The organism is Lysinibacillus sp. FSL P4-0201 (assembly GCF_038593425.1).
In the GTDB taxonomy this organism is placed as follows: Bacteria; Bacillota; Bacilli; order Bacillales_A; family Planococcaceae; genus Lysinibacillus; species Lysinibacillus capsici.
Genome location: NZ_CP151995.1, coordinates 1106374 through 1119181 on the forward strand (window position 1 = coordinate 1106374; position 12808 = coordinate 1119181).

Consider the following 12808-nt stretch of genomic DNA (forward strand, 5'->3'; position numbering starts at 1 on the left):
TATGACTTAAAAGTGAGGGGCTTGTGTTCAAGCCTCTTTTCTTTTTGCTTGTCATCTTTATTCACTATCATCTAAAATGGTGTTAGACAAGGGGGCAATTCTCAATGGAAAAACAAGTGAAAGAAAAAAATGAATTATGGGAATGGACAAAAGCACTATTAATTGCATTTGCGATTGCTGCAGTTATTCGATATTTTTTATTTACACCCATTGCAGTTGATGGAGAGTCCATGATGCCAACCCTTGAAGATGGCGACCGAATGATTGTGAATAAAATTGGTTATAAAATAGGTGAGCCTAAACGTTTTGATATCGTTGTATTTCATGCACCTGAACAAAAAAATTACATAAAGCGTGTAATTGGATTGCCAGGAGATACATTAGAGTATAAGGATGATCAATTGTATATAAATGGTGAGCCAATTGAAGAACCCTATTTAGATGCCTATAAAGCACAAATCACAGAGGGGACTTTAACAGAAGATTTCACCTTAAATGACATTGATGTTTCCTTGGATAGCAATACCATTCCTGAGGGGTATATCTTTGTTATGGGAGATAATCGTCGATATAGTAAAGACAGTCGACATATTGGCCTTGTTAACCAAAAAGAAATTATCGGTAATACTAGTCTGATTTTCTGGCCATTTAGTGATATAAAAATTGTAAAGTAATGTAAGAAAGGGAGAGCATAATCACTCCCTTTTTCTTTTAGTTTAGGAGGTATAGCTGTGACGATACAATGGTTTCCAGGGCATATGGCTAAAGCCCGACGTGAAGTAACTGAAAAATTAAAGCTTGTCGATATTATCTTTGAATTAATAGATGCACGTTTACCGCTATCCTCACGTAATCCGATGATTGACGAAGTCATTAACCAAAAACCTCGTCTTTTGATCTTAAATAAAGCGGATATGGCAGATGAACAAGAAACACGGAAATGGGTAGAGTATTTTGCAAAGCGTGGCCATAAAGCAGTAGCCATTAACTCACTTGAGGGCAAGGGCTTACAGCAAGTCACAAAAGCGGCACAAGATATTTTAAAAGAAAAATTTGATCGCATGAAAGCAAGAGGAATGAAGCCTAGAGCTATTCGTGCCATGATTGTGGGTATTCCAAACGTGGGAAAATCAACATTGATAAATCGATTAGCGAAAAAAAATATCGCTAAAACAGGCAATACACCAGGTGTGACAAAGGCACAGCAATGGATCAAAGTTGGTAAAGAGCTTGAACTATTGGATACACCAGGTATTTTATGGCCAAAGTTTGAGGATCAAGAAGTAGGCTTTAAATTAGCTTTAACTGGTGCTATTAAGGATACTATTACAAATATGGAAGACCTAGCTGTCTATGGATTACGCTTCTTATCTAATCATTACCCAAAGCGTATGGAAGAGCGTTACGGTCTTGAGTTTATCCATGAGGAGTTAGTGGATACTTTTGACCATATTGGTAAGCTGCGTCGTGTATTTGGTCCTGGTGGAGAAATAGATTATGATCAAGTAGCTCAACTAATTGTTCGAGATATCCGTGGATTACAATTAGGTAAACTTACCTTTGATTTTGTGGATGAACAGTTAGAAAAGGAAACTGAACAATTATAAGTATTTAAAACTGTCACACGTTCTTTTGTGACAGTTTTTCTTTTAGGAATACATTTTTTAACCGATAATGACTATAGAGAGGAAAATAGTTTTCAAGTTAAAGAGACTACATAATAACTGAACATGATATAGTTTGAATGAATAGAAGCAAGAAGGAGTACACAATGAAAACCATTAAGGAAATTACAACTGCATTGAAAGCTGCTGAGGAATGGCAAGATTGGATGAAAGAAGTTGCAGCCGATGAAAGAGCAGGTGTACAAAAGGCTTGGCTAACTTGGCAAAAGAGACAAGATAAAAAACATCAATTACTGCAAGATCATCAAAAAAAAGTTACATTTGATTTAAGCTATGGGGGAACAGATACATTTATTGCGGGTGTAGATGAAGCAGGAAGAGGACCACTAGCAGGACCAGTCGTAACGGCAGCAGTAATTTTACCGACAAATTGTGAGGCACTTGTTGGTCTGAATGACTCAAAGCAATTATCGAAGGATAAACGAAACGGCTTTGCAACATTAATTAAAGAGCATGCCATAAGCTATTTTATTCATTTTCAATCTGCCCAACAAATTGATGAACTGAATATATATGAGGCAACAAAACAATCTATGAAGGTAAGTGTTGAATCATTGTCAACGAAGCCGAATGTTGTTTTAGTAGATGCTATGACATTACCTATTACAATTCCTCAAGATTCGATTATAAAAGGAGATGCTAAGAGCTTAGCGATAGCAGCTGCATCCATTTTAGCTAAAACAGCACGGGATGATTATATGGAGCAATTAGACGAGGAATTTCCAATGTATGGCTTTGCGCAACATGCAGGGTATGGGACTAAGCAACATTTAAAAGCGTTAGAAGAATTTGGACCGACTATTCACCATCGTAAATCATTTGAACCAATAAAATCTATGTTTTCATAAAGATAAAAAACGGTAGACAATTACACGAAGGAGTAATTGATGAAAGGAGTATGTATATGACAGCCACATCATTTAATCCAATTCAGATGCAGCAAAATGCAATGACTTCGACAAATCAACCACTTGCTTTAAAACAAGGACAAGTATTTCATGGAACAATTAAGCAATTATATCCAGATCAAATGGCAGAAATACAAGTAGGTAATCAAAAATTTATAGCTAAACTCGAAGTACCATTAAAAGCTGGGGATGCCCATTTCTTTCAGGTAACAGGGACAAATCCACAAACGGAATTGAAAATAGTGACTGGACCGATGGCGCAGGCATCTACACCGAGTCAGCAAATTAATCAGTTATTAGAATCCATGAATTTGCCAAAATCTGCAGAGATGCAGCAATTATTAGGGCATTTTATGAAAGCGCAGCTACCCATTTCTAAAGAGCAAATGCTGCAAGCTGAAATGTGGTTAAAGGCATTGCCAGAGGGTATATCAAAAGTAGATGCTCTACAAACCATTCAAAAAATGATAGAGCTTAAAATGCCTATGATAAACGATGTGTTTCAAGCATTGATGAGTGGTCAAAAGACATCTGGTATGACTGCTATCATGGATAACTTTGCTCAGCTTTTAGCGAAAGATACAACCCTATCTGAGTCATTGAGGCAAAATTTAATGCAACAAGTACAAGCGATTGCTAAGCCCTTTGAAGTAGAAACAGGTAGTGCAGTACTTGCAAGGCTTTTACAAAGTTTAACGAATAGTGCTACGACAATGAATGAAAAAATGCAAGCTTTATCAATGCTAAAAGAGTCGGGGATTCTTCCCCAGCAGGCTACATTGCAAAACTGGTCAAAAATGAATGAAGCAAAAGCCTTTCAGCCAATACAGCAAGCTGGTCAAGTTATTCAAACCATTCTTGCTACAAAGCCAGAAAATGCTAGACAACTGGTGGAACAGCTTAAATCATGGACCGAAAGTCAAAATTTATTAACGAATGAGCAAAAACAGCAAATCAATCAGCTGGTGGATCGTTTTAATCAGCTACCAGTATCAAAACAAACGCTAGATGTTTTTGCTAAACAAATGCAGGATCAGTTATTAAAAGCTTTTACTCAAAATACAGCTGATCGTTTATTTACACAGGATGCCCATACACTTTCTATGAAAGATCATTTGTTATCCCTAATTAAGCAAGAGGCCAATTCTCCTTCACAGAATGAGGCACTCATGCGCAATCTGGTGAAAAATAGTATTAATTCTTCGCAACCATTTATACAGCAAGTTGTGACACAAGCAGAAGCACTAGTACAAAATTCAATGGATAGTAAAGCGATGGAACATGCACTTAAAACGGTGTTGAAAAATTTAGGAATTAGCTACGAGGCTACACTCGGAAACAAGTCGGCTGATTTACACATGATTGCGCATCAGCTAAAGCCACAGCTCCATACATTATTGCAGGAAACTAATATACCACCTCAAATGAAGGAAGCGGCAGAGATGCTTATGACGCGTATGAATGGAATGCAGCTATCTTCAGGAGAAAATGGTCATCAACATCAGCTCATCATGCAAGTTCCACTTGAATTTTTTGGTAAGAAGATGGATGCAACCTTACAATGGAATGGTCGCATGAAAGATAATGGCAAAATTGATGCTAACTATGCACGCGTATTATTTTATTTACAAATGGCATCTATGCAAGAAACAGTGATTGATATGCAGGTTCAAAATAGAGTTGTCACAGTAACGGTCTTTAATGAAAATTCGGAAATTCAATCACTTGCTGAACCGTTGAAGGCTGCTTTAAAAATTGGACTGGCTGAAAAAAATTATCAACTTTCAGGTGTGTTTATTAAACAATTTGATAAAGGGCAAACGGAAAAAGTAGGTCCTGTAGTAGAACAGCGAGAGGAGCAGAGTGGGGTGGATATCCGCGTATGAGCGAAGAAAAACTTACTCGAAAAGAGGCAATTGCGCTTACGTATAAGCTTGGTCAATTTGATAGTCCCACTGTTGTAGCAAAGGGAAAAGGGAAAATTGCTGAGAACATTTTGGCAAGAGCAAATGAGCATAATGTGCCGATTTATGAGGATCCTAACCTTGTGCAGTTACTTGGTCAATTAGATTTAAATGAGTCTATTCCTGAAGAATTATATCAGGCAGTAGCAGAAGTTTTCGCATTTATTTATCGTTTGGATCAGCAACATGCGCAAAAATATAGAAAAAATGAATTATTCTGATTATTTTTACAAGCTGTTTTAGTACACAAAATAGAAAAAAGCGTCATAATAAGAGAGAAAATTCGAACTAAAGACAAAGTGTAGACTTTATCAGAATCTTTCGTTAGAATAGTCTATGTTAGTAAAACAATTCTATGCAAATGTTTGATGGGAGGATGTATTATGAATATCCATGAATATCAAGGGAAAGAGATTCTGAGAAAATATGGTGTAGCTGTACCAAACGGAAAAGTTGCTTTTTCCCCTGATGAAGCAGTAAAAGTAGCGAAGGAACTTGGCTCAAACGTAACAGTAGTCAAGGCGCAAATCCATGCAGGTGGACGCGGTAAAGCAGGCGGTGTCAAAATCGCTAAAAACCTTGACGAGGTGCGCACATACGCAAAAGAGTTATTAGGAAAAATTTTAGTGACTCATCAAACAGGTCCAGAAGGAAAAGAAGTAAAACGTTTGTATATTGAAGAGGGTTCTGATATCCAAAAAGAATACTATTTAAGTCTAGTATTAGACCGTGCCACATCTCGTGTAACAGTGATGGGATCTGAAGAAGGCGGTATGGATATTGAAGAAGTAGCAGAAACAAATCCAGAAAAAATCTTCAAAGAAGTTGTGGATCCTGTAGTTGGATTAACAAGCTTCCAAGCACGTCGTATGGCGTTTAATATGAATATTCCAGCAAACCTTGTAGGGAAAGCTGTTAAATTAATGTTAGGCTTATATCAAGCATTTATCGACAAAGATGCATCAATTGTAGAAATTAATCCACTTGTTGTAACTGGACAAGGCGAAGTAGTAGCATTAGATGCTAAATTCAATTTTGATGCCAATGCATTATATCGACATAAGGATATTGTCGAATTACGCGATTTTGACGAAGAAGATGCAAAAGAAATCGAAGCTTCGAAATATGACCTAAGCTATATTTCATTAGATGGAAATATTGGCTGTATGGTTAACGGTGCTGGTCTTGCAATGGCAACGATGGATACAATTAGTTATTATGGCGGAAGCCCTGCTAACTTCCTAGATGTAGGGGGCGGTGCAACAGCTGAAAAAGTAACAGAGGCTTTCAAAATTATCCTTTCTGATCCAAACGTAAAAGGCATTTTCGTAAACATCTTTGGTGGAATTATGAAGTGTAACATTATTGCTGAGGGTGTTGTAACGGCTGCTAAAGAGATTGGTTTAGCTGTGCCATTAGTTGTACGCTTAGAAGGTACAAATGTTGAACTTGGAAAAGAAATTTTAAATGCATCTGGTTTAAACATCGTTGCAGCGGATTCAATGGCTGACGGTGCACAAAAAATTGTGGGACTAGTAGGCTAAGGAAGGCAGGGAGAACAATGGCTGTATTTATTAACAAAGATACGAAGGTAATTGTACAAGGGATTACGGGCGAAACAGCTCTTTTCCATACGAAGCAAATGCTTGAGTATGGTACTAAAATCGTAGCAGGTGTAACACCAGGTAAAGGTGGACTTGAAATCGAGGGAGTTCCTGTTTTCAATACAGTAGCAGAAGCTGTAGCTGCAACAGGTGCTACAACTTCAGTTATCTATGTACCTGCACCATTTGCGGCAGATGCAATTTTAGAAGCTGTTGATGCTGAATTAGAATTAACAATCTGTATCACAGAGCATATTCCTGTCCTTGATATGGTTAAGGTTAAACGTTATATGGAAGGCAAAAACACTCGCCTAGTAGGTCCAAACTGTCCAGGTGTTATTACAGCTGATGAATGTAAAATTGGTATCATGCCTGGTTATATTCATACAAAAGGCCATGTAGGAGTAGTTTCTCGTTCTGGTACATTAACATATGAAGCAGTACACCAATTAACACAAGCTGGAATTGGTCAAACAACTGCAGTAGGTATTGGTGGAGACCCTGTCAACGGTACAAACTTCATTGATGTACTTGAAGCCTTTAATAATGATCCAGAAACATACGCAGTTGTTATGATTGGTGAAATCGGTGGTACAGCTGAGGAAGAAGCAGCGGCATGGATTAAGGCAAATATGACAAAACCTGTTGTAGGCTTTATTGGTGGACAAACTGCACCTCCTGGCAAACGTATGGGTCACGCTGGTGCTATCATTTCTGGTGGTAAAGGAACAGCAGCTGAGAAAATTAAAGCAATGAACGAAGCTGGTATTGAAGTTGCAGAAACACCTTCTGTAATTGGTGAAACATTGATTAAAGTAATTAAAGAAAAAGGGCTATACGAAAAGTGTAAAACCCATTAAAATGGAAGATGTAGCCATTACGGCTACATCTTTTTCATTATTTATACACTGTTTATCATACTTCATTCAACAATTACCTACTTACTTATGAAGAAATCAACAATTTTGTGGCAGATGTTATAAATAATAATGCAATGTTGTGTTGAAAATTATCATGCGGTCATTTAATTTCTTCTATTATAAAGGGAGGTTTATTGAATGATTCTCGCAGTAGATACGCAGAGATTACTAGCCTTACATTATGTGTACCCATTACCACTACAGAAACTTCAGCAATTGTTGTCCCCTGTGAATATTTTAAGCTCTTTTGAAGACATTCATTATGACGACCTCGCAAAAGTTTTACAAATATCGGCAAAAAAAGCACATCAACTTTCTCAGCGCTTTCGACAAATTATGACAACACCGTTTGAAGAGGCCTATGCACGGGCTAATATTTTCCCCATCCCGTTTTATCATCCCTATTTCCCGGCGCAATTATTTGAAATATCAAGTCCACCTACTGTATTGTATGTGAAAGGTCAATATTCCCTGTTAACAAACAAAAAACAGATAGCTATTATAGGCTCTAGGAAGGCGACAGCGTATTCAAAAAGAGCGATAGACTTAATTGTCCCGCCGCTTATTCAACGTGATTATACGGTTGTTAGTGGGCTTGCAAGAGGTGCAGATACAATGGCACATAGGGCGACTATCGATATGGGCGGTCATACAATAGCTGTGCTTGGACATGGTTTTAATTATCTCTATCCATCAGAAAACCGCATTCTTGCTACGCAAATGGCAGAGAACCAGTTATTAATGACAGAATATCCTCCTTATATGAAGCCTGAAAAATGGCATTTCCCAATGCGTAACCGAATCATTAGTGGTTTATCTCAAGCATTAGTTGTGACAGAAGCGGCATTAAAAAGTGGCACGCTTATTACAACAGAGCTTGCATTAGAGCAAGGAAAAGATGTGTTTGTGGTGCCAGGACCTATAGACGCAACGCAATCAAAAGGGACAAATCAATTGCTTTTTGAAGGAGCAATTCCCATAGTGAATGGTCATCAAATCATTGAAACATTAGACCTCTTTTCTAACAAAAATTGAAAAAAAGTTGCATTATCTTAAAATCTGTTATACATTTTGCAACAGGTAACTTAAAAAATTAGTAATAGACCTCGCTAAGGGGGAGACATAGATGGCGGATTATTTAGTGATTGTAGAATCACCAGCAAAAGCAAAAACAATTGAACGGTATTTAGGAAAGAAATATAAAGTGAAAGCGTCGGTTGGACATGTACGGGATCTTCCACGTAGTCAGATGGGCGTTAGCGCGGAAAATAATTTCGAGCCTAAATATATTACGATACGTGGTAAAGGACCTGTGTTACAGGAATTAAAGTCTGCTGCTAAAAAAGTAAAGAAAGTTTATCTAGCGGCCGATCCAGACCGCGAGGGAGAAGCAATTGCTTGGCACCTTGCGACTGCATTAAATATTGATATTCACTCAGATTGTCGTGTTGTATTTAATGAAATTACTAAAGATGCAATTATAGAGTCTTTTAAAAACCCACGTCCAATTAACATGGATTTAGTAGATGCGCAGCAAACAAGACGTATATTGGATCGACTTGTTGGCTATAACATTAGCCCAATTCTATGGAAAAAGGTAAAAAAAGGTTTATCAGCGGGTCGGGTACAATCTGTAGCACTACGAATGATCATTGATCGTGAAAATGAAATTAAAAACTTCCAACCTGAAGAATATTGGACAATTGAAGGAACGTTTGAAAAGGGAAAAAAATCATTTGATGCCCTTTACTATGGAAATGGTAAAGACAAAATAAAATTAACAAATGAAGCACAAGTAAAGGCAATCTTAAAAGATGTTAAAGGAACAAACTTTGATGTTGTCAATGTAACGAAAAAGGAACGTAAGCGTAATGCTGCACCAGCCTTTACAACATCATCTTTACAGCAAGAAGCTGCACGAAAATTAAATTTCCGTGCTAAGAAGACCATGATGCTAGCTCAGCAATTATACGAAGGTATAGATATTGGAAAAAAAGAGGGGACAGTCGGGTTAATTACTTATATGCGTACCGATTCCACACGTATTTCTGATACGGCAAAAGCAGAAGCGGTTACGTACATTGAGGGTAAATATGGAAAAGAATACATTGCAACAGAAATAAAACAAACAAAGAAAGCTTCAAATGCACAGGATGCGCACGAAGCAATACGTCCAACAAGTACAATGCGGACACCAGATGAATTAAAGGCGGTACTTAGCCGTGATCAGTTACGCTTATATCGCTTAATTTGGGAGCGCTTTATTGCGAGTCAAATGGCACCGGCAGTACTTGATACTGTAGCTGTAGATCTTCAAAATGGTGATGTTTTATTCCGTGCAAATGGCTCACAAGTTAAATTCGCAGGCTTTATGAAACTATATATTGAAGGTACTGATGATCAAACTGAAGAGACGACAAAACTTTTACCTGAGATGGAAATTGGTGATCAAGTAAAATCGCTTGAAATCGAGCCTAAACAACATTTTACACAGCCACCACCACGTTATTCTGAGGCGCGACTTGTTAAAACAATGGAAGAACTAGGAATTGGGCGCCCGTCCACATATGCACCGACCCTCGATACAATTCAGCGCCGTGGCTATGTTGTATTAGATGCTAAACGCTTTATGCCAACAGAGCTAGGAGAGATCGTACACCAACTCGTACTAGAATTTTTCCCAGATATCATAAACATCGAATTCACAGCACAAATGGAACAAGATTTAGATGATATTGAAGAAGGCAATCGACAATGGAAAAAAGTTGTGGAGGAATTTTACAAAGACTTTGAAGTCCATGTAAAACATGCGGATGAAGCTATGGAAAAGGTTGTCATTAAGGATGAGCCTGCAGGAGAAGACTGTGAGCTTTGTGGATCTCCAATGGTCTTTAAGCTTGGACGATATGGCAAATTTATGGCTTGTTCTAATTTCCCGGATTGTAGAAATACAAAAGCGATTATGAAGCCTATTGGTGTGAAATGTCCTTCCTGTGAAACGGGCGAAATTGTGGAGCGAAAAAGTAAAACAAAGCGTCTATTCTATGGTTGCAATCAGTATCCTGAATGTGAATTTGTCTCATGGGACAAGCCGATTAATAGACCATGTCCAAAATGTAGTGCATTATTAGTAGAGAAAAAGATAAAAAAAGGTGTGCAAATTCAATGTACGAAGTGTGACTATGAAGAAGCACCAACTCAATAATAGGAAGATGGTAAGAAACATGACTGAACAAGTAGTAAATGTAATTGGAGCAGGGCTGGCAGGTAGTGAGGCAGCTTGGCAAATTGCTAAGCGGGGTATAAAAGTTAAACTTTATGAAATGCGTCCAGTAAAGCAGACACCAGCGCACCATACTGATAAATTTGCTGAGCTTGTTTGTTCTAACTCATTGCGGGCAAACGGGTTAACAAATGCTGTAGGCGTTATAAAAGAAGAAATGCGTATGTTAGATTCTGTTATCTTAAAGGCAGCAGACCAATGTTCAGTACCTGCTGGAGGTGCCTTAGCAGTAGATCGTCACGAATTTGCAGGGTATGTAACTGAAACTGTGAAAAACCATCCACTTGTGGAGGTTATTCATGAAGAAGTCACAGAAATTCCAGAAGGTATTACAGTTATTGCAACAGGACCATTAACTTCAAAAGCTTTAGCTGAAAAAATTCAAGGTTTAACGGGTTTAGATTATTTATACTTTTACGATGCAGCAGCTCCTATTATCGAAAAAGATAGTATTGATATGAATAAAGTTTATTTAAAATCTCGTTATGATAAAGGGGAAGCGGCTTATTTAAACTGTCCTATGACAAAGGAAGAATTCGATCGTTTCCGCCAAGCATTAATCGAAGCTGAAGTTGTACCATTGAAGGAATTTGAAAAAGAAATTTACTTTGAAGGTTGTATGCCAATTGAAGTCATGGCAGCTCGTGGAGAGAAAACTATGTTATTTGGTCCGATGAAGCCAGTGGGTCTTGAGGATCCTAAAACAGGAAAACGTCCATATGCAGTTGTTCAACTTCGTCAAGACGATGCAGCAGGCACGCTTTACAACATTGTAGGCTTCCAAACGCATTTAAAATGGGGGCCACAAAAGGAAGTGTTACAGCTCATTCCTGGGTTAGAGAATGTAGAAATTGTTCGCTATGGCGTCATGCACAGAAACACCTTCATTAATTCACCGAAAGTTTTAGAAAAAACATATCAACTTCGTGAGCAAAAGAATATTTTCTTTGCAGGTCAGATGACTGGTGTAGAAGGCTATGTTGAATCAGCAGGTAGTGGATTAATTGCAGGAATAAATGCAGCTCGTTTAGCCTTAGGACAAGAGCCGATTATTTTCCCATTCGAAACGGCATTAGGTAGCATGGCGCGTTATATAACAGAAGCACAGTCGAAAAACTTCCAGCCTATGAATGTAAACTTCGGCATCTTCCCTGACTTACCACCTGGTCGTCGTTCTAAGCCAGAGCGTGCGGAAATGCATGCAACACGCGCAATAAGCACAATTCGAAATTTTGTGAATTCACAAACAATTTAATTGCCAAAAGCCTCTAAAAGTTGTTATACTCTTAGAGGCTTTTTCTTTTTGTAGACAAAATGCTTAATTAGACGTATTTTATTATTTTGTATGGAGTTTTTCTCAAAATATAACTATTTACACTTGCTATATTATGAAGATAGGTTTAGTGTCAATATGTATGTTTATTAATGATCAGGAAAACGATACAAACTTGTAAGAGATGACAAAGGATTGTATATCCGTTATATTACAAGTGTCAGTCATTTAAGAAAATTATTAATAAATTATTGGTGGTGAATCTTTCTGTGTTAGTTTCGTCCCAAGATGCACTCGAACAGTTCATGCTTTACATCCAAGTTGAAAAGAACTTCTCTGTTCATACAGTGCGAGAATATGAATCAGACCTGCTAGATTTTTTAACCTTTTTACAAACGGAGGGAATCGATGATTTAGCAAGTGTTGAATATATACATGCACGTCTTTATGTAACAAAGTTGTACGATGAGAAAAGGGCAAGGGCTTCTATTTCAAGGAAAATTTCCTCAATACGCTCCTTTTTTCGCTTTCTAAATAGACAGTACGGATTAGATGACGGAGCCTTTCGTTCGCTTTATCATCCGAAAAAAGAATCACGTTTACCTAATTTTTTCTACGAAGAGGAATTGAAACAGTTATTTGATGCGAATACTGGTGATGATTTGAAATCATTAAGAAATATAGCTATATTAGAGCTGTTATATGCAACAGGTATTCGTGTGAGTGAACTGACTTCAATTCAAGTAGAGGATGTAGATTTTCATTATTCGATTATACGAGTAATGGGCAAAGGTCGAAAAGAACGAATCATTCCATTTGGTCAATTTGCGAGTTTAGCAATGCAGGACTACATAGAGCAAGCTCGTCCACGATTGATGAAAAAAACGAATCATCTGCAGTTGTTTGTCAATATGCGTGGTGGGGAACTTACTCCTAGAGGGGTACGTCATATTTTAAACGAAATGATTGATAAGGCCTCACTCCATACGAAAATTTACCCACACATGCTTCGCCATACTTTTGCTACTCATTTATTGAATAATGGCGCAGATTTACGGACGGTGCAGGAGTTATTAGGTCACTCACATTTATCTTCTACACAAGTTTACACACATGTAACAAAAGAGCATCTTCGTCAAACATATATGAATGCTCATCCAAGGGCATAATA

General features: G+C 37.7%; 11 protein-coding genes. All 11 read left to right on the plus strand.

Translation table 11 applies throughout. The annotated features are described in order from the left end of the window. The first annotated feature begins 104 nt into the window (after positions 1 to 104). Positions 105 to 674 carry a signal peptidase I gene (gene lepB, locus MKY76_RS05240; RefSeq protein ID WP_048391637.1) on the plus strand — a complete coding sequence of 190 codons (570 nt, stop codon included), beginning with the start codon at positions 105 to 107 and terminating at the stop codon, positions 672 to 674. A gap of 57 nt (positions 675 to 731) precedes the next feature. Further along, positions 732 to 1607, plus strand: a complete 876-nt coding sequence (gene ylqF, locus MKY76_RS05245; protein ID WP_048391635.1) for a ribosome biogenesis GTPase YlqF — start codon at positions 732 to 734, stop codon at positions 1605 to 1607. Positions 1608 to 1771: 164 nt separating this feature from the next. Next, a complete protein-coding gene (locus MKY76_RS05250) occupies positions 1772 to 2533 on the plus strand; it encodes a ribonuclease HII (RefSeq protein ID WP_328012301.1) in 762 nt (253 codons plus the stop codon). A 56-nt stretch (positions 2534 to 2589) separates the two neighbouring features. Continuing rightward, entirely contained in the window at positions 2590 to 4479 is a 1890-nt protein-coding gene (locus MKY76_RS05255) for a hypothetical protein (protein WP_103117576.1), read from the plus strand. After that, on the plus strand, positions 4476 to 4778 hold the full coding sequence (locus MKY76_RS05260) for an EscU/YscU/HrcU family type III secretion system export apparatus switch protein (RefSeq protein ID WP_048391628.1): 303 nt from the start codon (positions 4476 to 4478) through the stop codon (positions 4776 to 4778). Before MKY76_RS05255 ends, MKY76_RS05260 begins: the two co-directional genes overlap by 4 nt. 162 nt (positions 4779 to 4940) lie before the next feature. After that, positions 4941 to 6101, plus strand: a complete 1161-nt coding sequence (sucC, locus tag MKY76_RS05265) for an ADP-forming succinate--CoA ligase subunit beta (protein ID WP_036080495.1) — start codon at positions 4941 to 4943, stop codon at positions 6099 to 6101. A gap of 17 nt (positions 6102 to 6118) precedes the next feature. Continuing rightward, the gene (sucD, locus tag MKY76_RS05270) at positions 6119 to 7021 is read left to right on the plus strand and encodes a succinate--CoA ligase subunit alpha (RefSeq protein WP_004229280.1); all 903 of its coding nucleotides are present in this window, start codon (positions 6119 to 6121) and stop codon (positions 7019 to 7021) included. Positions 7022 to 7219: 198 nt separating this feature from the next. Continuing rightward, entirely contained in the window at positions 7220 to 8116 is an 897-nt protein-coding gene (gene dprA, locus MKY76_RS05275; RefSeq protein WP_103117577.1) for a DNA-processing protein DprA, read from the plus strand. A 91-nt stretch (positions 8117 to 8207) separates the two neighbouring features. Beyond that, on the plus strand, positions 8208 to 10286 hold the full coding sequence (gene topA / locus MKY76_RS05280) for a type I DNA topoisomerase (RefSeq protein ID WP_016994084.1): 2079 nt from the start codon (positions 8208 to 8210) through the stop codon (positions 10284 to 10286). A 19-nt stretch (positions 10287 to 10305) separates the two neighbouring features. Further along, complete coding sequence (gene trmFO / locus MKY76_RS05285; RefSeq protein ID WP_016994086.1) at positions 10306 to 11619, plus strand: FADH(2)-oxidizing methylenetetrahydrofolate--tRNA-(uracil(54)-C(5))-methyltransferase TrmFO; 1314 nt, start codon at positions 10306 to 10308, stop codon at positions 11617 to 11619. 287 nt (positions 11620 to 11906) lie between these two features. Further along, a complete protein-coding gene (gene xerC, locus MKY76_RS05290) occupies positions 11907 to 12806 on the plus strand; it encodes a tyrosine recombinase XerC (RefSeq protein ID WP_004229272.1) in 900 nt (299 codons plus the stop codon). The last annotated feature ends 2 nt before the right edge of the window (positions 12807 to 12808 follow it).